The following is a 21,744-nucleotide window of genomic DNA, read 5'->3' as shown; positions in this document are numbered from 1 at the left end:
TGCGTCAAAGCGCTATCCGACTATGTTCGCATTATATATTTTGAATTGGGATAATGAATGGCCAACGACATCAAGCGCATTGCCGCAATCATTGCAGCGGAAATCAACGCAAAGCCGGAACAGGCAATTGCCGCCATTGGCTTGCTGGACGAAGGCTCAACAGTGCCATTCGTCGCGCGGTACCGAAAGGAAGTCACCGGAGGGCTTGACGACACACAACTGCGCCAGCTTTCAGAGCGCCTCTCCTATTTGCGTGAACTTGAAGCACGACGCATTTCCATTCTGGAATCAATCCGCGGACAGGAAAAGCTGACGCCGGAGCTGGAATTGAAAATTGCAGGCGTCCAGACCAAGGCCGAGCTTGAAGACCTTTATCTTCCCTATAAGCCCAAGCGCCGGACCCGTGCGGAAATTGCCCGCGAACGCGGCCTTGGCCCACTCGCTGAGGCCATTCTTGCCGACCGCAGACTGGTTCCCGCCGAGATTGCCAAACAATATATCAACGAAAACGTTGCCGATGTGAAAGCAGCCCTTGAAGGCGCACGCGACATCATCGCCGAAGGCTTTACAGAAAATGCCGAGCTGATCGGCAATCTGCGCAATTATCTCAAAGAACGTGCAGTTTTGCGCTCGCGCGTTATCGAGGGCAAGCAAGAAGCTGGTGCAAAATTCTCCGATTATTTCGACCATTCCGAGCGCTGGGCCAATGTTGCCGGCCACCGCGCTCTTGCCATGCTGCGCGGTCGCAACGAGGACTTTCTGTCGCTCGATATTGAAATCGACGCCGACGACACTTCCCCTGTAAAGCCGGTCGAACGCAAGATCGCGAGCGCTTACAATATCGGCGGGACATTACCCGGCGATCAATGGCTGATGGAAGTTGCAGGCTGGGCATGGCGCGTCAAACTCTCGCTCTCCCTGTCGCTTGATCTGATGCGCGAGCTGCGTGAACGTTCTGAAGAAGAAGCTATCAACGTCTTTGCCCGTAACTTGAAAGACCTGTTGTTGGCCGCCCCCGCCGGTTCGCGTGCCACCATGGGTCTTGATCCGGGCATCCGCACCGGCGTCAAGGTCGCAATTGTCGATGGTACCGGCAAGCTGCTCGACACAACAACCGTCTATCCGTTTCCGCCAAAGAACGATGTGCGCGGCACTCAGGCCGAACTTGCAAGCCTGATCCGCAAACACAAGATTGAGCTGATTGCGATTGGTAATGGCACAGGCAGCCGCGAAACCGAACGGCTTGTCGTGGATATGCTCAATGATCTGCCAGCGCCAAAGCCGCTCAAAGTCATCGTATCGGAAGCAGGCGCGTCGGTCTATTCTGCGTCAGAAGCCGCAGCTGCCGAATTCCCGCAACTCGACGTTTCGCTGCGCGGTGCGGTTTCCATCGCCCGCCGCTTGCAGGACCCTCTGGCCGAGCTTGTAAAGATCGAGCCTAAATCCATTGGCGTTGGCCAGTATCAGCATGATGTCGATCAATCACGCCTTGCCCGTTCGCTTGATGCCGTGGTCGAAGACGCGGTGAACGCTGTCGGCGTTGATCTCAACACGGCATCCGCCTCGCTATTGGCGCGTGTATCGGGGCTTGGTAAATCTCTCGCCGAAGCAATTGTTGCCCATCGCGATCAAGCGGGAGCTTTCAAAAACCGCAAGGAGCTGTTGAAAGTCGCCCGCCTTGGCAATCGCGCTTTTGAACAATGCGCAGGCTTTCTGCGTATCGCCAACGGCACCGAGCCGCTTGATGCATCCTCTGTTCACCCGGAAGCCTATGGCGTTGCAAAAAAGATCGTTGCCGCCTGTGGCCGCGATGTGCGCAGCCTCATGGGTGACAGTGCGGCATTGAAAGCGCTCGATCCACGCATCTTTGTTGATGAGCGTTTTGGCCTGCCAACCGTGCGCGACATCATTGCAGAGCTGGACAAGCCGGGCCGTGATCCGCGTCCGGGCTTCAAGACCGCAACCTTTGCCGATGGCATTGATGACATCAAGGACCTCAAACCCGGCATGATGCTGGAAGGCACTGTAACCAATGTTGCGGCCTTCGGCGCCTTTGTCGATATCGGCGTGCATCAGGACGGGCTTGTCCATGTGTCCCAACTTGCCGATAAATTTGTCAAAGACCCGCATGAAGTGGTCAAGGCTGGCGATGTGGTGAAGGTGCGCGTGACGGAAGTCGATGTACCACGCAAGCGCATTGGTCTCACGATGAGAAAGGATGGCGGCGAAGCCCCGGCTCCACGCAACAATGCGCAGCGCGATACGAAGCCCACACCAAAACAAAACTTTGCCCCGCGCAAACAGGAGCAGCCCTCAACCGGCGGTTTCGGCGCAGCGCTTCTTGAAGCAATGAAAAAGAAATAAGCTAAATCTTGTTGCCAATTGGAAAGCCGGTGGAGATTTTTCTCACCGGCATTTCATCGGTGGGGATGATCCAGCCATTTTGAATCGCGACACGCACTTCATCGCCTTCTTCCAGCCGCACCGGATCACGCACTTCAAAATGCAGGTGAATATCCGACTTGAAAACAGGTGAAGCCTCAATGCGCGAACCGCCCCCGCGATAGACAGAGCGCTTGACCCGCACAGGGATGCCCCCTGTTTCCACCAGTTGCAAATCCTCTGCCCGAACACAGAGCTGCGCATTGGCACGCGGCATTTCAATGCCGGAGCAGCGCACTTGCGCACGGCTTCCCAAGACCAAAGCCTCGCAATGCCCCGCTTGCGCAAAAGATACGACCTCCGCAGGCAGCACCATGCCGTGCGCAATAAAGGACGCAACCATTTCACTGGCCGGTTCCTCATAGAGCTTGCGCGGCGTATCAAACTGCTGAAGCTTGCCATGATCAAGCACTGCAATCCGGTCGGCAAGCGCCATGGCCTCAGCCTGATCATGGGTGATGTAGATAATTGTCGTGCCGGTGCGCTTGTGGAAAGCCGCAAACTCGTCTTCCATCGAAGCACGCAAATGCACATCGAGATTGGCAAGCGGTTCGTCAAACAAGACCAGCGAAGGAGCTGCAACGAGACACCGCGCCAGAGCCACACGCTGCCGTTGACCGCCCGAAAGATTGGCCGGACGGCGATCACCAAACCCGTCAAGATCGACCAGCGCCAGCGCTTCTTTCACACGACGTTCACGCTCGGCTTTGGCGACCTTTGCCACCCGCAGACTATAGCCGACATTTTCGGCGACGCTCATATGTGGCCAGAGCGCATAATTCTGGAAGACGATACCGACCTGCCGCTTCTCCGGCGGCACATTGCCGTCAACATGGGAAACGCGACTGTCACCAATATGGATTTCGCCGCCGTCGACTTCTTCAAAACCGGCAATCATCCGCAAAAGCGTGGTCTTGCCACAGCCTGATGGTCCGAGAATGGCAACAAACTCACCATCCTTCACATCGAGAGACACTTCAGACAGGGCCTGAAACTCATTGAAGCTCTTGGAAACAGAAGTGATTTTCAGTCGCGCCATGGCAGCACTCCGTTTGGAAGACGCCGCGCAAACAGATTTGTTGCAAGCATCAGCATGAATGTCACCGCAACGGCCAGAATGGATATGGCAGCCGCATAGGCGGAATCCCCCGCCTGTTCAAAAGAAAACATCACCACGCCCAGCGTTTCCGATCCCGACGCCCATAAAAGCGCCGAAACCGTCAGCTCACAGAAGGCGGTCATGAAAATGAGCACGCTGCCTGCAAGCGTCGCTGGTGCAACAAGAGGAAATATAATGGTCCTGAGCCGACAGAAAAGCCCGGCACCTGCAATTCGTGCGGCTTCTTCCAGCGCACGGTCAATCTGATGCAGGCCAGCCACCGTTGGCCGCAGCGCCAGCACGAAGAAGCGTGCAAGATAGGCAAACAGGATGATCCAGAGCGTGTTGTAAAGGCTGACACCAACAACCGGTAGCGGCTTCAGGAACATCAACAGACAGGCAATGGCCAGTACGACACCCGGAAGCGCATAGGGCATCTCGGCTGCAAAATTAAGGATCGGGGTCCAGCGCCGTTTGCGCCATGCCAGCATATAGGCCAGCGGAACTGCAATCAGCACAGCAAATATGGCAGCCGCAAAGGACAGCATCAGACTATTGCCAAAGGCCCGTGCCGAACCACCATGTTCAAGCATCACAAAGCGGAAATTTTCAAGCGTTGCGGTCGCAAATGTCAGCGGCACGCCATAGGCTGGAACCAGTGCCGAAAGGGTCAAACCAATCAGCGGCAGAAACAGCACGATCACGATCAACAGCCATGCAGCCAGCTCCGCCCAGATGCGCCATATACCAAGCGCAAAAGGTGCGGCTGGCAGCGAGGTTGAAACAATGCGGAAATCACGGCGGCGCGAGGCATAATCCTGTGCGGCGATCCCTGCCATGGCGATCAGACCGATCAGCACAGAAAGCACGGCGACGCTGGAGAGCACGGCTGGCCCACCACCTGCAAGACGCTGATAAATCAGCGTTGGCAGAACCAGATAATTCGACGGAATACCAAGAAATGCCGGGATGCCGAAATTGCCGACGCAGGACACAAAAGCCAAGGCCGCTGCACCTATGATTGATGGCGTCATCAGCGGCAGGATAATGGTGCGCAGAACCGTCCATTTGCTGGCACCCGCACTCAGGCCCGCTTCCACCAGCTCGCGCGGGAGCTTGCGCAGACCAGCGCGTACGATCAGAAAGACCAGCGGTCCATATTGCACGCCGAGCAGAAAAATAATGCCCCAGACAGAATAAAGCGGGTTACGGCTGCCAAGCGGCGGCGCCATGCCGATAATCTTGAGAAACTGGCTGGAAGGTCCGAAAAGCTGAAGCCAGGCAAGTGCAGTTACCTGTGGCGCAATCAGCAGCGGCGTCACATAAAAAAGCACGAACACATTGCGTCCGCGCATGTCAGTGAGACCAACGAGCAACGCCGCTACAATGCCAAACACCAGCGCCAGCAATGTGCCGCCAATGCCAATTTGCACAGAATGCCATGTGGCAATCCATGTCGAGCGGTGGCTCAATGTTTCAGTCAAAACGGATGTCGAAAGCTGTCCCTGTGGCGCAACAAGTTCCACAAGCAGGCGCATCATTGGCAACAGCGACAGCACTGCAACAATCAGCGTTACACCAACAATCAGGGCCGCATCACGGCCCTGAATATCTCGAAACATGCGCATGTTAGCTTATTATCCGCCAAACAGCTCAGAGAACTGCTTCTTGTCGGCATCCGTCTGATTGAGAACCTTCTGGGTATCAATCGACATGATTTTGATATTGGTGCCTTCCGGCAGCCATGCAGGACGGCCAACGCCTTCCTTGGCAGGCAGATAACCCTGTTCCAATGCCAGTTTCTGGCCATCATCCGACAGGATAAAATCAACGAATTTCTTGGCGCCATCGACATTCTTGGCGGTCGCCATGATCGCAACGGGTTCGGTCACAGCCGGCACACCTTCCGACGGAAACACGAATTCGATCGGCGAACCCTTGGCCTTGGCGTTCAACGCCATGAAATCAACCAGAATACCATATGGCTTTTCGCCACTCGCAACCGACTTCAGCACAGCGCCATTGCCTTTAACGCTTGAAAGTTCATTGGCCTTGAGATTGTTGAAATAATCCCAGCCGAGATCCTTATCCAGTGCAAAACCACTCAGCAAATAGGCCGCAGCCCCCGAATAAAGCGGGCTTGGCATGACGACCTGCCCCTTATACTCGGCCTTGGCAAGATCGGCCCAATGTTCAGGCTTCTGGGCGGCGCTCGTATTATAAGCAATACCAGTGGTGATCAGCTTGGAGCCGAAATAGGTCTTGTCTGCATCATAGCTGTCAGCAGAAAAACCATCAAGCTTGGCATCCGTATAAGGCAGCAGGCGCTTGTCCTTCTTGAGGCCTTCCATTGTCACCGCATCGGCAATCAGCAGAACATCGGGCTGTGGCGCACCAGCCGAAAACTCGGCAGCAAGCTTGGTGAGGAGTTCGCTCGTACCTGAGCGGAAAATCTGCACATCTGTATCAGGGTTTACCTTGCGGAAAGCTTCAACCGTTTTGGTCGCATCAGCTTCTGGCTGCGATGTGTAAAGGGTGAGTGTATCAGCCTGTGCAACAACAATAGACAGAGCAAGAAGAGCAGGAACTGCTGTGGCCCGCTTCAACATCTTGGTCATGGCGTTTTTTCCTCGAATCTCTGTGTGGTTTTCGGCAGCATGCGCAACCGCTCCGGCGTGATTACGCTGCATACGAGCTGAAATGGCGCAGATACTGTCATATCGAGAAGCGCGATCATTCCTGTTCATGACTCACCTGTCAAACAAATCTCTAAAGCATCCGCCAAAAAATCGAAACTGGTTTCAAATCGAAACTGGTTTCAGAAAGCAAAATGCCCTCCGGCAGATTTCTAATCCGCAGAAGGGCATTGCTCATTTGACCTTCCGCATCTCTTCCATTCTGGAAGCGATGCGGATGCCATAAAGGGCTTAGGCTTCAATTATATGACAAGCTCAAAGTATTATCTCGGCTACATGCGCGACCTGTGCACCAGCTTCATAATAAGCCTCACGCAAACCACGCAAACTCTGTTCTTTTGGATCGCTGACCGGCAATGGCAGATCAGCCTCGCTAATTTCCCCAGAGACAAGCATGGCAAGATACTGGCCAAAGACAGTGCCCGGTGCAATGCCACGCCCATTATAGCCGGAAAAGCCAACAACATTGTGTGCAAGGCGATGGAATTTCGGCAGACTGTCATTGGTCATGCCGATCTTGCCATACCATTCCGATTCAAACTCGACATCACCAATCTGCGGAAAGAGACGCTTCAGCGATTTCTTCGCCCATGCCTTATGCACGCCTGCACCCGTATTGCGCAGCGCACCAACACTGCCGAACACCAGACGACCTTGGTTGTCAAAGCGGAAAGACGACAGAACTTCCTTGGTGTCCCACACGCCCTGACGTTCTGGCAAAATGCTCTTTCGCAAATTGTCTGACAAAGGCCTGGTGGCCATATTGAAATAAGGCAGATGCACAAGCTCGGCACGTATTTCCGGCCATGGCGCATTGGTATAGGCATTGGTTGCAACCACAATCCAGTCAGCCGTAACCATGCCGGAAGCGGTCTTCACCACCCATTTTCCATTCTGCTCGCTGACACCTGTCACCACGCTTTGCGTGAAAATCCGGGCACCGGCAGCAATGGCAGCGTGAGCGAGGCCGCGCACATAGGCAAGCGGCTGAATTGTACCGGCCCGCAAATCAAGCAGCGATCCGGCATAGGCCTTGCTGCCGACCTTGGCTTCGGTTTCTTTTGCATCAAGCAATTTCACATTGGCGCCACGCCGCGCCCATTGTTCATAACGGTCTTCAAGTTCCTTGAGACCCTTTTTGCCAACAGCACAATGCAGTGTGCCCTGCTTTTCAACTTCACAGGCAATCTTGTGCTTTTCGATCAATTCAAAAACCAGCTTTGGCGCATTGCCGAGTACGTCAAGCAAACGATCACCATATTTCTGACCAAGCACGCCCGGCAGATCATCCGGCATCACCCACATACCGGCATTGACCAGACCCACATTGCGGCCCGAGCCGCCATAGCCGATTTCAATACCTTCCAGCACGATAACGCTGGTGCCTTTTTCTGCCAGATGCAAAGCCGTCGAAAGGCCTGTAAATCCGCCACCCACAATCACCACATCAGCCGTGAGATCGCCTTTAAGCGCATCGGTTTTTGGTGCAGCAGGAGCGGTCTTTTCCCAAAGGCCATGCGAGCGCGGATCGTTCAACATTGAAAGCAACCATTTTAAATAGTGGAAAACAGACGGCTTTTACCGCCCATGCTATTTCATGCACCGGAAGCTTCAAGAACAGCAATATTTCGGCAACAATTCATGCCGAATGGGAATGAACTAACCCTGAGTTACAGCATTGCCAACCTGGCCCGCAATCCACTGGCAGAAAACCTGCGTCAGCGGGTTCTCAAGCTTGCCTTCGGGCACCACCAGATAATAATCATTCTCGGTCCGCATTGGCTGCTCAAACAACATGACCAGCTCACCATTGCGCAATTCCTGTTCAATCAGATAAAGCGGCAGCAATGCAAAACCAAGACCTGCAAGAGCGGCCCCGATTACCATCGAAAACTGATCGAAACGATGCCCCCGATAAGCGGACTTGCCTTCAACACCGCAGCTTTCAAACCATTGCGCCCACATTTTAGGCCGCGTCGCCAGATGCAATAATGGCTCATTTTCCAGCTCTTCCGGGCTTGCCGGATGGCGTGCTTTAAGAAAAGCCGGATTTGCAACAGGCACAATCACTTCCGAACACAAAAACGTGCAGGTCGCATGGGCCCAGACGGGCTGGCCATAATGAATAGCAAGATCGAATGGCTGTTCTTCAAAGTCAAAAACGCCGGAACGCGAAGCCACATTGATGGCAATTCCAGGATGTTTTTCAACAAAATCAGGAATCCGCGGCATCAGCCAGCGCGTGCCGAATGTCGGTAGCGTCGCCACACTGAATGAGGATGTCGACTGTGCCGAGGCCATGGCACGCAGCATCGTGTCTTCGGTCTGGTGGAGCAGACGCCGCACTTCCGGCAGAAACTTGCGCCCTGCATCAGACAAAAGAATGCGCTGACGAATACGCTCAAATAACAAGACCCCAAGCTGGCTTTCGAGATCCTTGATCTGACGGCTGACAGCACTCTGTGTAAGATTAAGTTCATTGGCGGCTTGCGTGAAACTGCCATGCCGGGCCGCACATTCAAATGCCTGTAAAGTGGCAATGTCGGGGATCAGTCTCCTGCTAAGCTTCATTCCAATCTCGCATTAACATAGTTGCGTTCGTCGCAATCATAACGGCAAATCGGCTGATATGATACATAATCATCATAATGACGGTATGTTTTTATTTTCAGACATGCCCCTAAGCAGACCATCCAACTTCTACGGAAGCCTTCGCAATGAATAAGCAGAAATTCGTTTCGCCAGACGCCATTCGCTCTGCCTTTTCGGCAGCAATGTCGGCCATGTATAAGGAAGAAGTGCCTGCTTACGGCACATTGATGGAACTTGTCTCGGACGTGAACGCAAAAGTTCTCAAAGACGACAAGCATCTTTATGAGCGCCTGACGGAAACCGATTCACTTGAACGTATTTCCGAAGAACGTCACGGAGCAATCCGGCTTGGCACCGCCGCAGAGCTGTCGATGATGCGCCGTGTTTTCTCGGTCATGGGCATGTTTCCGGTCGGCTATTACGATCTGAGCGCTGCCGGTGTGCCTGTTCATTCAACGGCATTCCGTCCGATTGAGGATAGCGCACTCAAGCACAATCCGTTCCGTGTTTTCACCTCTCTCCTGCGTCTTGATCTGATTTCGGATAAGAAGCTGCGCGAAGAATCGGAAGCAGTACTCGCAAAGCGCCGGATATTCACGCCCGGCGCAATCGCACTTGTCGAGAAGGCAGAAGCCAATGGCGGCCTTGATGAAACAGACGCAAAGACCTTCGTCGCAGAAGTGTTAGAGACGTTCCGCTGGCACGATCATGCCAATGTCAGTGCCGATCTGTATCATCGCCTCCACGATGCGCATCGGCTGATTGCCGATGTTGTCTCCTTCAAGGGTCCGCACATCAACCACCTGACACCACGCACGCTCGATATTGATGCCGTGCAGGTTCAGATGCCGGATCGTGGTATCAACCCGAAGGCTGTTGTCGAAGGTCCGCCAACCCGCAAATGCCCGATCCTTCTGCGCCAGACATCGTTCAAGGCACTGGAAGAAGAAGTCTCATTCGTCAATAGTGACGGCAGCTGGACCCCCGGCTCGCACACGGCCCGTTTTGGTGAAATCGAACAGCGCGGTATAGCGCTCACGCCAAAAGGCCGCGCACTCTACGACAAGCTGCTCAACGACACGCGAGCAATTGCCCGTCCGGCCCCCGATGGTTCAAACGCGGCTGAATATATGAAAGCATTGAGCGACACCTTCGCCGCTTTCCCGGATACATGGGCTAAAATTCGCGAAGAGGGTCTTGGCTATTTCGCCTATTCGCTGAAAGATGCTGCACGTCTTGCAGCTTTCAAACCCGGTACCGATATTGAGACCCTGATCGAAGGCGGCGCGGTCCAGTTCGATCCGATCATCTATGAAGACTTCCTGCCGGTCAGTGCTGCTGGTATCTTCCAGTCAAATCTGGGCGATGATGACACACAGGACTTTGTGGAAAGCCCGAACCAGAAGCGTTTCGAGGAAGACCTTGGCGCAAAGGTTCTTAATGAATTCGAGCATTATGCCCGCATCGAACGCTGCTCCATTGAAGCTGTAAAAGCCCGCCTGAGCGGTCTTGAAGCAGCGGAATAAAAGCATTTCCAGCAAAAGTGCGAAGCGGTTTTGCGTCGGACAATGCGTAAATATAAACAACGAGAGCAGTAACTACGAAATCGCACTGATTTAAACTGCTCTCGTGATTAAGACAGGCTAAGAGGATAAATATGAACACCGCTGTTAAAAAACTCGACGTGAAAAAGGAAGCAACCGAGCTGCTTTCAAAGCTTGGCGTTGACGCAGCTCTTTACACGTCGGGCGATCTGGCTGGCTTCAGCCCTGTCTCCGGTGAACAGATCGCTTCGATCAAGACCCACAGCAAGGATGATGCCGTCAAGATCATCGACAAGGCTGATCAAGCTTTTCGCGCATGGCGCACTGTTCCGGCTCCAAAGCGTGGCGAACTGATCCGTCTTCTTGGCGAAGAACTCCGCGCTTCCAAGGAATATCTTGGCCGTCTTGTTTCAATCGAAGCAGGCAAGATTCCTTCGGAAGGCCTTGGCGAAGTGCAGGAAATGATCGACATCTGTGATTTCGCGGTTGGTCTTTCGCGCCAGCTTTACGGTCTCACCATCGCAACCGAACGCGCTGGCCATCGCATGATGGAAACCTGGCACCCGCTTGGCGTTGTCGGTGTTATCACAGCTTTCAACTTCCCCGTTGCTGTATGGTCGTGGAATACGGCTCTGGCAATTGTCTGCGGCAACTCGGTTGTCTGGAAGCCTTCAGAAAAGACCCTGCTTACCGCTCTTGCCTGCGATGCGATCTTCCAGCGTGCGCTCAAGCGTTTCGGCGAAGCACCGGAAGGCATTTCGCTGCTGCTGCTCGGCGATCGTGAAGTGGGAGAAGTTCTTGTCGACAGCCCGAAGGTTCCCCTTGTGTCGGCAACTGGCTCGACCCGTATGGGCCGTGAAGTTGGCCCACGCCTTGCAAAGCGTTTTGCTCGCGCAATTCTCGAACTTGGCGGCAATAATGCAAGCATCGTCTGCCCATCGGCAGATCTCGACATGGCACTGCGTGCGATTGCTTTTGGCGCAATGGGCACTGCTGGCCAGCGCTGCACCACGCAGCGTCGTCTTTTCGTACATGAAAGCGTTTATGACGCACTCGTTCCGCGCCTGCAAAAAGCCTATGCCAGTGTTACCGTCGGCTCACCCCTCGAAACCACAGCTCTGGTCGGTCCATTGATCGACAAGGCTGCTTTCGACAACATGCAGAAGGCACTCAAAGAAGCAGCCGCTCATGGCGGCAAGGTACAGGGCGGCGAACGTGTCGATACTGGCTACGAAAACGCTTATTATGTGCGCCCGGCTATCGTTGAAATGCCAAAACAGACAGGCCCGGTCCTCGAAGAAACCTTCGCACCGATCCTCTATGTCATGAAATATTCCGACTTCGACGATGTTCTGGCGAGCCATAACGAAGTTGGCGCCGGTCTGTCCTCGTCGATCTTCACACTCAATCTGCAGGAAGCAGAACGCTTCCTTTCGGTTGAAGGTTCGGATTGCGGCATTGCAAACGTCAATATCGGCACTTCGGGTGCTGAAATCGGCGGCGCATTTGGCGGCGAAAAGGAAACCGGCGGTGGCCGTGAATCGGGTTCGGATGCATGGAAGGGCTATATGCGCCGTGCAACCAACACCATCAACTTCTCAAAAGCTCTGCCACTGGCACAGGGCGTTTCCTTCGACATCGACTGATCGATCTCACGATAGATCAAAAGAAAACCCCGTCAAAAACGGGGTTTTCTTTTATAAGCCGCAATGCATCGACTGGTTGAGATTTTTGCAATGACGCGGCGAAAATGGTGATCTCTCGAGAACCGGAGCGGAGTGTACTTTTGGGTACATGAGCACCGGAAGCGCAGAGAGGCGTCATTTGCAGGCCGTCAGTGCGTAAATATCGACTGGTCGATCAGCCCATGCGTTCGGAGGCGAACGACCCGGGTGACGCCGGGAAGACGACGGTGCGGTTGCCGTTCAGGAATGAACGGTGATGAATATGGGCGTGAACGGCGCGGGCCAGTACCTGCGCTTCAACATCACGGCCAATCGACACATAATCTGCTGCGCTTTGCGCATGCGTCACCCGTGCCACATCCTGCTCGATAATCGGACCTTCATCGAGAGCCGCAGTCACGTAATGGGCTGTTGCACCGATCAGTTTCACGCCACGTTCATAGGCCTGCTTGTAAGGGTTTGCACCCTTGAAGGACGGCAGGAACGAGTGATGAATATTGATGATCCTGCCTGACATTTTCTGGCAAAGCTGATCAGACAGAACCTGCATGTAACGTGCAAGCACAACCAGTTCTGTGCCCGTATTCTCGACAATATCCATTAAATGCTGCTCTGCTTCCGGCTTATTGGCCTTGGTCACGGCAATATGATGGAAGGGAATGTCGTGATTGACGACAACTTTCTGATAATCAAAATGGTTCGAGACGACGCCGACAATATCAATTGGCAGAGCACCGATTTTCCAGCGATAGAGCAGATCATTGAGACAATGACCAAAGCGCGACACCATCAACAGCGTCTTGGTACGATGGGCATTATCGTGGAAATCAAAATCCATTTCAAACGGTGCCGCGACCGGACCAAATCCTTCACGCAACACCTCAAGCGCCTCACCATCTTCGGAAATGAAGCTGACACGCATAAAAAAACGACCAGTGTCCAGATCATCAAACTGGGCACTGTCGATGATGTTGCACCCCCTGCCCGCAAGATAACCCGAAATGGCAGCAACAATACCACGTGTGGATTTGCAGGTGACGGTCAGGACAAAATTATGCATCAGGAACTTCCTCTATTACGCAAGCGCAACCACACCGTCACTTCTAGTATACGGTACAGCGCCAACCATGCCAGAATGCGTAATGCACTGACCGGATTGCGCTATCAAGTCGATAATGCATAAAGATCATAATCCGCTCAGATAAGGATGCATTTTGCCTATGGGTTTTTCACCTCGGGTTCCTTGATGCGAAACCATGCAACATAAAGTGCTGGCAGAAACAGAAGCGTAATCGCTGTTCCGGCAATAATCCCGCCCATCATGGCATAGGCCATTGGTCCCCAGAACACTTCGCGTGCAATCGGAATAAGCGCCAGACTTGCAGCCGCAGCGGTCAATGCAATGGGCCGCATACGATGCTGGCTTGCCTGCACGACTGCATCCCACGGATGCATGCCCTCACTTATATGCTCTTCGACCTGAACAATCAAAATGACCGAATTGCGGATGAGAATTCCGATCAATGCCAAAACACCAAGGATTGCTACAAAACCAAGCGGTTTACCGCTTGGCAGCAACGCTGCAACAACGCCGATCAACCCAAGAGGCGCCACGGCAACCACCAGAAACAGCCGCTGGAAGCTCTGTAATTGCAGCATCAGCACTGTTGCCATCACAAACAGCATCAACGGCACCACGGCCGCAATCGGTCCCTGGCTCTTGCCGCTTTCCTCAACCGTACCGGCTGTCACAATCGAATAGCCCGCTGGCAGGTTTTCGATGAAACCATTCACCGCAGGCTGCAACTCACTGACAATTGTATCAGGCATTGTCTTGTCATTGATACCGGCGGCAACCGTAATGGTCGGCAGGCGTGAACGACGATAAACCACCGGCTGCTCAAGATCGTAGCGGAAATTGGCAATGGCTGCGAGCGGAACCGACGTACCACTGCCTGTTGCGATTTGCAGGCTCTGCAACGTATCGATGGAATCGCGTTCGTCTTTTTGCGCCCGCACGATGACATCAATCAGATAAATGGAATCGCGCACTTGCGTGATCGGAATGCCGCCCACAACGCCATTTAATGTCGTCGCAATGTCCTTTGATGAAATCCCGAGCTTGCGGGCTTTGTCCTGCATCACATCGACACGAACAACCCGGCCCGGCTCATTCCAGTTATAGCTGACAACACCAAGACGTTTATCGGCACCCATGATACCGGCAAAATCCTGCGCGATGCCGCGCAATTGCTGAATATCAGGACCGGAGATGCGATATTGCACAGGACGGCCAACCGGCGGGCCAAGCTCCAGAAACTTCACGAATGTGTCTGTACCGACATAGTCTTTACGCAAAATCTCATCGAATTTTGCTTTCAGGCGATCACGCGCTTTAACATCTTTGGCAACCACAACCATCTGCCCGAAATAGGGGTTGGCTGGCTGCACATCGAAGGACAGGATAAAGCGGATGGCACTCTGCCCGATATACGTGCTCCAATGCTCAATATCGGGATTGTCCTTGAGAACCGTCTGTTCAAAACGCTCCATCTGCGCTTTGGTATCAGCAATTGAGCTGTTTTGCGGCAAGGTCCAGTCGATCACCAGTTCAGGACGGTCCGATTGCGGGAAAAACTGACGCTCAACAAAGCCCATTCCGAAAACGGAAACGACAAACAGTGCAATTGTTGCAATGATTGTGGTCCATTTATAGCGCATCGCCAGAAGCAGCGTTCTGGAGAAAGTTTCAAAAAAGCGGCTGCGCTTTTCCGAATGGCGTTTCATTGTTTTCGGCAGCACCGTGACGCCAAGCAAAGGCGCAAACAACACGGCCACAATCCACGACACAATCAGCGACACGGCGATGACAACAAACAGCGTATAAGTATACTCACCCGCCTGACTGGAATTAAGACCAATCGGTATAAAACCAGCAATCGTCACAAGCGTACCTGTGAGCATTGGAAATGCCGTGTGCGAATAAACATAAGTCGCAGCCTTATGGATGGGATCACCATGCTCAAGCCGCGCCACCATCATTTCAACTGCAATCATCGCGTCATCGACCAGAAGCCCGAGCGAGATGATCAATGCACCCAGTGACACCCGTTGCAGCGAAATATCCATCAGTGACATCACAAGGAAGGTAATCGCCAGCACCAGCGGGATCGATAGCGACACCACAAAACCGGCCCGCAGTCCAAGACTGATAAAGCTCACGGCCAAAACAATCGCAACCGCTTCAAAAAGTGCTTTGGTAAAGCCAGATACGGCATCCTGAACCACTTCAGGCTGATCAGCAACTTTGGAAACACTTATGCCAACCGGCAATTCCGCCTTCACCGCATTCATCATTGCATCAAGTTGCGCACCAAATTCCAGCAAATTGCCATTTGGTTTCATGCCAATACTAAGCCCTATCGCATCCGCGCCATTGACACGAAAAATCGAGGCTGGCGGATCAACATAGCCACGGGTGATGGTGGCAACATCCGACAGGCGGAAAAAACGGTCATTGACGCGCAAATTAACCGCACGCAGATCATCTTCGGAATTAAACTGGCCGCTCACCCGCACGCTGATACGCTCCGGCCCGGCTTGCACGACACCTGAAGGTGTGATGGCGTTCTGATCCTGAAGCGCTTTCAGAATCGCCTGCTGATCAAGGCCAAGAGCCGCCACCTGCCGGGTTGAAAATTCAAGATAGATGGCCTCATTCTGCGCACCGATCAGCTCAACCTTGCCGGCATTTGGAATGGTCAGGATTTTTGTGCGTACATCTTCCGCATAATCGCGAAGCTGGCGCAGCGATAAACCATCGGATGTAAAAGCATAGATATTGCCAAACACATCGCCGAATTTATCGTTGTAATAAGGACCGTAAACACCCTCCGGCAAATCAGGCTTGATATCATTGAGCATATGCCGCACTTGCGTCCAGGCATCTGTCACCTGTTTCTTGCGCACCGTATCTTTCAAAAACACGAACACGACCGATTTACCGGGCGTCGTTACACTGCGGGTGTAATCGAGCGTATCCAGCTCTTCGAGTTTCTTTTCAATACGGTCTGTGACCTGATTCATCGTCTCATCAATGGATGCGCCCGGCCAGTTGGCCTGCACCACCATTGTCTTGACGGTAAATTCCGGATCTTCAGCACGCCCCAGATCAAGATAGGAAACAAGACCCGCCACCAGAAATACCAGCATGAAATACCACACCAGCGAACGATGGTTCAAAGCCCAGTCAGAAAGATTGAAACCTTTTTTCACAGGCCGCTTCCTTTCTTGTCAAGGCGGACTTTCTGTCCGTCTTTCAGCGCATTCACGCCTGCGGTGACGATATAGCTGCCTGCTTCAACATTGCTGGCGATAAAGCCATCACCGCGCCGTTCGACAATCTTAATATCCTGAAGCTTTACGGTCTGTGTTTTGGGATCAACGAGCCAGATTGCTGTTTTGCCGTCTTTTTCAAACAAAGCCTGTATTGGCAACAGCACATGGTTTTCTTCCGCTCTTGCAAGCCCTGCACGAATGGTAGCGCCAAGCCGGAAACCTTGCGGCGGCTTATCCAGTGCAATACGAACGCGCCGTGTACGGGTTTGCGCATCAGCCTGTGGTGCAACTTCACGCACTCTGCCCTGCCCTGTCACGCCGGGATCCGCCTGCAACTGAACCCTGAACGGTGTATCAACCACAAAATAATCCGTCATACGGTCAGGAATATCAAGAACGGCCTCACGAATATCGGGCCTTGCGACCGTCATCACAGCTTGTCCGGCTGCCACGACCTGCCCCACTTCTGCATGGATTGCAGAAATCACCCCGTCAAAATCCGGGCTTAAAACAGCATAGAGGCGCTGATCCTGTGCTTTGCGTAAACCTGCTTTGGCCTTCTCAAGCCCTGCCTGCGCACTGTCACGCGACTGCTTGGCCGCATCATAATCGGCCTGCGAAATATTGTTCCCTTCAAGCAGGATACGCAACCGCTCTTCACTGGCAGATGCATTGGCAAATTGCGCTTGTGCGCTGGCAAGATCTGCCCGTGCCGACTGCACCAGAAGATCAAGCGTTGCGGGATCGATCATCGCAACCATCTGGTCTTTGCTGACAAGATCGCCCACATTAACCGGACGTTCTATAATGCGGCCAAGCACCCGAAAGGCAAGATCGGTCGAATAACGCGGCTCAATCGTCCCTGCAAAACTGGTCTGCATGGCAGGTTTGGGTGTGACAACCATATAGAGTACAGGGCGAATGGCTTGGGCCTGCTCTGTCTGCCCGTCATCCTTGCCACAGGCTGCAAGCGTGATAAGCAGAGAAGCCATGGCCAGACGGCGCCAGAAAATCATCGCCAGTTTCATTCAGCAGCCTCTTCCCCAAACCCCTGAACAATCTGTGTCTGAGCACCCGAACGCAGCATTTGTGCTCCCTTTGTGACAATCAGTTCGCCTTCATTCAGGCCGGATGTGACGATGACCCGCTCTTTTTCAAAAGCCAGAACTGCAACCGGAACAAGAGTGGCAATCTTTGTATCTTTTGCGACCCGCCAGACAGCCATATGCCCCGCATCTGAAGTCCCGGTATCTGAAGTCAATACGCTCCATGGCAGCACAAAAACCTGCTGATGACCCATATGCACCGTGCCTGTTACAATCGCACCAAGCGCCATTTGCTCTGGTGTATCGGCAATGCCAACCTTGACCCGCACTGTGCCAGTACGTGCATCGACAACGGGTGATATTTCGCGAATTTTCCCTTCAGCCTGAACCGTGTCATCCGACAACAGGGCCAAAGTTACATCCATTCCAATTCTGGCATGGTTCACAAGGGTTTCCTGAACATCAAAAATTGCATCACGCGGACCATCCTCCGCAATCGAGAAAGCCGTCTGGGCTGCCTGCACCACCTGCCCCGTTTCGATATTGCGGGCAGTCACGACACCCGATACAGGCGCATGAAGTTGCGTATAGGACAGCTCATCACGCGCGTTGCCAAGCTGGCTTTGTGCATTTTCGAGCATGCTTTCAGCCGTGCGCAAAACCTGTTGCGCCTGATCAAATTGGCTGCGTGTCGTAAACCCCTGCTCCAACAAGACCCGCTGACGTTTAAAACTCGCCTCCGCCTGCACAAGCTGCGCATTCGCAGCATCCAGCGATGCCTGTGCAACACGCATATTGGCTTGCTGCTCGGCATTGTCGATACGCGCAAGAATTGCGCCCTTGTCAACATGCTGGCCAATTTCGGCCATGCGCTCAGTAACCTGACCATTCAGGCGAAAGGATACATTGACCAGCGAGCGGGCTGCAATCGCGCCAGACAAGGTCAATTGCGGCTGGTAATCAACCAGCTTGCTTTCCATCACTGCGACCGGGATGATACCGCTCATTTCTGCACGGGCCACAAGGCCGGCAGCAAGAACCGCTGTCATGGCAATAACAATGCTGGCAACTCTTTTGCACAGCCCTTGCATGACATGAACAAGAGGAAAATTTCCTGAGGTCATTAAAACGAATCTCACTGGTTTATTCGCACAGAGGATGCAACCTGAAGGATGCCCCCGATAACAGGCTTTATAAACAGATTTAGGATCAAGGCTAGAAACAGTTAGGGTCAGGACCCATTAATTTGATGAGAATGGCATCTGAAATGAGAAGACTATGCTAGGAGAGACGTGAGGACCGGGGGGGGTCCCCCGGTTGAGCGGCTCGACGCAGCAGATCGCCAAGTCATTTCGATGTCCGAAGGATGTGGCCCATCCGTCCGGCCTACTTCGTCGAAAAGGCTTGAAAATGAACCACATTTCCTTCGCCTTTTCTTATCAAATCCGAACGGATGGCCTCACACCATTCCCGTCAAATTAATGAGTCCTGACCCTAAATTGGAAGCGCCATAAATAAAATTAATTAGAGTGCGTTTCTTCCACGAGCCGGACACCGGCTCCATTCAACTCATAACGTGTGCGCTGCGTCCTCTCATCCCTTTGCCGGATGCGGATATAACCGTCTTTTGCACCAAGCACCACAAGCTCGCGCAATACAAGAGCATGAGCCACCCCGAATATTCGCGCAAAGCTCCGGCTATCGGCTGCAATCTCAAGCGCCAGAGCCGCAATGATCCCTGCGCCTAGTCGCGAGATCTTACCCGACTGCCCTTCCAGCGCATCAACAAAGGCCAGATATTGAGCTTCCTCCATCAGGCAGCGGCTGCCTGCAAAGGACGAAACGAAACAATGACCGATTTGGAAGTCGGTGTGTCGCTGCCTTCGCCTGCACTGCCAATCGGTACCAGCACATTCATTTCAGGATAATAACCGGCAATACAGCCACGCGGAATATCATAAGGCACAAAACGGAAATTACGCGCGATACGCTCAATCCCGTCATTGAAATCACCAATAATATCAGCGCGATCCCCAGCGCTGACACCAATATCCGACATATCGGCAGGGTTCATGAAAACAACCTGTCTTTCACCATAAACACCGCGATAACGGTCATCCATACCGTAAATTGTCGTATTATACTGGTCATGACTGCGAAAGGTTTGCAGCACATATCGTCCCGGCATCCCGCGCGCCTGCTGATGCTCGATGGCTTCAGGCAGCGGCCCGCTCCAGAAAGTCGCCTTGCCCGCTGGCGTGCGCCATTCCAGTTCACGCGCCGCATTACGCAAGTGAAAACCGCGCGGCACCCGCACACGCTCATTAAAATCATAAAAATCAGGCAGAACCCGTGCAATATGATCGCGGATCAGATCATAATTATCCGCAAGAGCCAGCCAGTCAACCGGCTTTGCCCCAAGGGTTGCATTGGCCATGCCGGCAATGATTGCAACTTCCGAACGCAGAAGCGGCGATGCCGGACGGTTGATACCGCCCGATCCATGAACCATGCTCATGGAATCTTCAACCGTAACAATCTGTGCAACGCCTTTGGAATTAAGATCAATCTCGGTACGGCCAAGACAGGGGAGAATGAATGAATCCTCGCCCGGCAAAAGATGTGAATGATTGAGCTTGGTTGCAATATGCACAGTCAATCGCTGGCTGGACAATGCTCTGGCAATCATCGGACTATCCGGTGTAGCGCGTGCAAAATTACCGCCAAGACCGATAAAAGCCTTTGCAGACCCGTCAAGCATGGCGCCAATAGCGCCTAAAACATTGTGCCCCGGCTTGCGTGGCGCTTTGAAAGCAAACTCTTTTTCCAAAGCATCAAGAAATGCCGATGACGGATTTTCATTGATACCGACTGTACGATCACCCTGCACATTCGAATGTCCGCGCACAGGGCACAGGCCAGCCCCCTGCTTGCCGATATTGCCGCGCAGCAGCATGAAATTGGTGATTTCACGAATGATGCTCACCGAATGACGATGCTGCGTAACACCCATCGCCCATGTGCAGATGACTTTACCGGCCTGCATATAGATCCGTGCCGCATGTTCAAGCGACTGACGAAGCAGGCCGGACTGGTCTTCTATCGCCTCCCATGATGTCGCATCAACGGCTTTGCGATAGGCTTCAAACTCTGCCGTATGCTGCGCCAGGAATTCCCGATCAAGCACTGACGGCCTGCCTGCTGCAAGTGCGGCATCATCAGCGGCAAATACCGCCTTTGCCATGCCGCGAAAAGCCGCCAGATCACCGCCAAGACGCGGCTGATAATAATCGCTGGCAATCGCCTCGCTGCCGCCATGCATCATTTCAAGCTTGTTCTGCGGATCAGAGAACCGCTCCAGACCACGCTCGCGCACAGGATTGAAAACCACAATCTTCGCGCCACGCTCCGCCGCGCGTCTGAGATCGCCGAGCATACGCGGATGATTGGTGCCGGGATTCTGGCCAACAACGAAAATCGCATCCGCATGCTCAAAATCTTCCAGCAGAACCGTTCCCTTGCCCACACCAACCGCTTGCGTCAGCGCAACACCACTCGCTTCATGGCACATATTAGAGCAGTCTGGAAAATTATTGGTGCCATAGGCACGCACAAAAAGCTGATAAAGAAATGCTGCCTCATTGGAAGCGCGGCCCGATGTATAGAACTCGACCCGATCAGGCGTATCAAAGCTCTTTAAAATCTTTCCGATAGAGGCAAAAGCCTCATCCCATTCAACAGCTTCATATTTATCTGTCTGCGCATTATAGCGCATCGGATGCGTCAGACGACCCGTATTTTCCAGCGCATAATCCGTCCATGAACGTAATTCGGAAACCCTGTGTTCGGTGAAGAATTTTGGCGTTGTGCGCCGTTCCGTGGCTTCCCATGCAACGGCTTTCACACCATTTTCACAAAATTCAAAGGAAGAACCATGCTCGGGATCACCCCATGCACAACCCGGGCAATCAAAACCGTCAGGCTGATTGGCTTTGAAAAGTGCGCGTGCGCCCGTCAAAGGCGCACCGCTGGCCAGCAATTGCTTGCCGCAGCTTTTCAATGCACCCCACCCACCTGCAGCACTGGACTTTTTACCGATAAACCCGGTGTCATGAGATTTGCTCATTTTTCTATCCTCGCCCGGATTGTAGCCGTAAACGGCGCAACACATTCTTTACCCGATAACATATGGCATCAACATCTCAGCCACAAAACCACCTGATAGTATAATTGAAAGCGACATGGGATCAAATAACCGGGAGCAAACTGTAGCAGATCATCCTTTAAAGCGTGATGCATTTT

The 21,744-nt window shown here is 53.2% G+C and carries 14 protein-coding genes; 3 read left to right on the top strand and 11 right to left on the bottom strand.

Features of this window, described 5'->3' with window-relative positions; genetic code table 11:
• Positions 1-57 precede the first annotated feature (57 nt).
• Positions 58-2,364 (top strand): Tex family protein, encoded by a 2,307-nt coding sequence (locus FHY56_RS02980; protein ID WP_140903698.1) that lies wholly within the window; start codon positions 58-60, stop codon positions 2,362-2,364.
• A gap of 1 nt (position 2,365) precedes the next feature.
• On the opposite strand, the gene FHY56_RS02975 is transcribed toward FHY56_RS02980, so the two are convergent.
• The 5 genes from FHY56_RS02975 to FHY56_RS02955 all read right to left on the bottom strand — a co-directional run bounded on the left by FHY56_RS02975 (position 2,366) and on the right by FHY56_RS02955 (position 8,808).
• On the bottom strand, positions 2,366-3,481 hold the full coding sequence (locus tag FHY56_RS02975; RefSeq protein ID WP_140903697.1) for an ABC transporter ATP-binding protein: 1,116 nt from the start codon (positions 3,479-3,481) through the stop codon (positions 2,366-2,368).
• Complete coding sequence (locus FHY56_RS02970) at positions 3,469-5,169, bottom strand: ABC transporter permease (RefSeq protein ID WP_140903696.1); 1,701 nt, start codon at positions 5,167-5,169, stop codon at positions 3,469-3,471. Before FHY56_RS02970 ends, FHY56_RS02975 begins: the two co-directional genes overlap by 13 nt.
• Positions 5,170-5,178: 9 nt before the next feature.
• On the bottom strand, positions 5,179-6,159 hold the full coding sequence (locus tag FHY56_RS02965; protein ID WP_140903695.1) for an ABC transporter substrate-binding protein: 981 nt from the start codon (positions 6,157-6,159) through the stop codon (positions 5,179-5,181).
• A gap of 333 nt (positions 6,160-6,492) precedes the next feature.
• On the bottom strand, positions 6,493-7,776 hold the full coding sequence (locus tag FHY56_RS02960) for an NAD(P)/FAD-dependent oxidoreductase (protein WP_140903694.1): 1,284 nt from the start codon (positions 7,774-7,776) through the stop codon (positions 6,493-6,495).
• 120 nt (positions 7,777-7,896) lie between these two features.
• Positions 7,897-8,808 (bottom strand): LysR family transcriptional regulator, encoded by a 912-nt coding sequence (locus FHY56_RS02955; RefSeq protein WP_140903693.1) that lies wholly within the window; start codon positions 8,806-8,808, stop codon positions 7,897-7,899.
• 146 nt (positions 8,809-8,954) lie between these two features.
• On the opposite strand from FHY56_RS02955, the gene hglS reads away from it, so the two are divergent.
• Together hglS and amaB are read left to right on the top strand one after the other, a co-directional pair.
• Positions 8,955-10,355, top strand: a complete 1,401-nt coding sequence (hglS, locus tag FHY56_RS02950; RefSeq protein WP_140903692.1) for a 2-oxoadipate dioxygenase/decarboxylase HglS — start codon at positions 8,955-8,957, stop codon at positions 10,353-10,355.
• Positions 10,356-10,486: 131 nt separating this feature from the next.
• Complete coding sequence (gene amaB / locus FHY56_RS02945) at positions 10,487-12,019, top strand: L-piperidine-6-carboxylate dehydrogenase (RefSeq protein WP_140903691.1); 1,533 nt, start codon at positions 10,487-10,489, stop codon at positions 12,017-12,019.
• Positions 12,020-12,233: 214 nt separating this feature from the next.
• Here the strand turns inward: amaB and purU are convergent, their stop codons facing one another.
• The 6 genes from purU to FHY56_RS02915 form a co-directional block, all read right to left on the bottom strand.
• Positions 12,234-13,118 carry a formyltetrahydrofolate deformylase gene (gene purU / locus FHY56_RS02940; protein WP_140903690.1) on the bottom strand — a complete coding sequence of 295 codons (885 nt, stop codon included), beginning with the start codon at positions 13,116-13,118 and terminating at the stop codon, positions 12,234-12,236.
• A gap of 158 nt (positions 13,119-13,276) precedes the next feature.
• Positions 13,277-16,333 carry an efflux RND transporter permease subunit gene (locus FHY56_RS02935; RefSeq protein ID WP_140903689.1) on the bottom strand — a complete coding sequence of 1,019 codons (3,057 nt, stop codon included), beginning with the start codon at positions 16,331-16,333 and terminating at the stop codon, positions 13,277-13,279.
• A complete protein-coding gene (locus FHY56_RS02930; protein WP_140903688.1) occupies positions 16,330-17,424 on the bottom strand; it encodes an efflux RND transporter periplasmic adaptor subunit in 1,095 nt (364 codons plus the stop codon). The genes FHY56_RS02935 and FHY56_RS02930 overlap by 4 nt, the downstream gene beginning before the upstream one ends.
• Entirely contained in the window at positions 17,421-18,533 is a 1,113-nt protein-coding gene (locus tag FHY56_RS02925) for an efflux RND transporter periplasmic adaptor subunit (protein WP_140903988.1), read from the bottom strand. The genes FHY56_RS02930 and FHY56_RS02925 overlap by 4 nt, the downstream gene beginning before the upstream one ends.
• 429 nt (positions 18,534-18,962) lie before the next feature.
• Entirely contained in the window at positions 18,963-19,256 is a 294-nt protein-coding gene (locus tag FHY56_RS02920) for a hypothetical protein (protein ID WP_376890169.1), read from the bottom strand.
• On the bottom strand, positions 19,256-21,568 hold the full coding sequence (locus FHY56_RS02915; protein WP_140903686.1) for an FdhF/YdeP family oxidoreductase: 2,313 nt from the start codon (positions 21,566-21,568) through the stop codon (positions 19,256-19,258). The genes FHY56_RS02920 and FHY56_RS02915 overlap by 1 nt, the downstream gene beginning before the upstream one ends.
• Between the last annotated feature and the right edge of the window lie 176 nt (positions 21,569-21,744).

This window comes from Brucella gallinifaecis (assembly GCF_006476605.1).
In the GTDB taxonomy this organism is placed as follows: Bacteria; Pseudomonadota; Alphaproteobacteria; order Rhizobiales; family Rhizobiaceae; genus Brucella; species Brucella gallinifaecis.
Note: the sequence above shows the minus strand (reverse complement) of the source record. Positions and strands in the feature narration are given on the sequence as shown.

Bases quoted from the DNA above. Each gene is read 5' to 3' on its own strand.
- amaB (WP_140903691.1), top strand. From the start codon at position 10,487: ATGAACACCGCTGTTAAAAAACTCGACGTGAAAAAGGAAGCAACCGAG.
- FHY56_RS02960 (WP_140903694.1), bottom strand. From the start codon at position 7,776: ATGTTGAACGATCCGCGCTCGCATGGCCTTTGGGAAAAGACCGCTCCT.
- FHY56_RS02970 (WP_140903696.1), bottom strand. From the start codon at position 5,169: ATGCGCATGTTTCGAGATATTCAGGGCCGTGATGCGGCCCTGATTGTT.
- FHY56_RS02955 (WP_140903693.1), bottom strand. From the start codon at position 8,808: ATGAAGCTTAGCAGGAGACTGATCCCCGACATTGCCACTTTACAGGCA.
- FHY56_RS02925 (WP_140903988.1), bottom strand. From the start codon at position 18,533: ATGCAAGGGCTGTGCAAAAGAGTTGCCAGCATTGTTATTGCCATGACA.
- FHY56_RS02980 (WP_140903698.1), top strand. From the start codon at position 58: ATGGCCAACGACATCAAGCGCATTGCCGCAATCATTGCAGCGGAAATC.
- purU (WP_140903690.1), bottom strand. From the start codon at position 13,118: ATGCATAATTTTGTCCTGACCGTCACCTGCAAATCCACACGTGGTATT.
- FHY56_RS02930 (WP_140903688.1), bottom strand. From the start codon at position 17,424: ATGAAACTGGCGATGATTTTCTGGCGCCGTCTGGCCATGGCTTCTCTG.
- hglS (WP_140903692.1), top strand. From the start codon at position 8,955: ATGAATAAGCAGAAATTCGTTTCGCCAGACGCCATTCGCTCTGCCTTT.
- FHY56_RS02965 (WP_140903695.1), bottom strand. From the start codon at position 6,159: ATGACCAAGATGTTGAAGCGGGCCACAGCAGTTCCTGCTCTTCTTGCT.
- FHY56_RS02920 (WP_376890169.1), bottom strand. From the start codon at position 19,256: ATGGAGGAAGCTCAATATCTGGCCTTTGTTGATGCGCTGGAAGGGCAG.
- FHY56_RS02915 (WP_140903686.1), bottom strand. From the start codon at position 21,568: ATGAGCAAATCTCATGACACCGGGTTTATCGGTAAAAAGTCCAGTGCT.
- FHY56_RS02975 (WP_140903697.1), bottom strand. From the start codon at position 3,481: ATGGCGCGACTGAAAATCACTTCTGTTTCCAAGAGCTTCAATGAGTTT.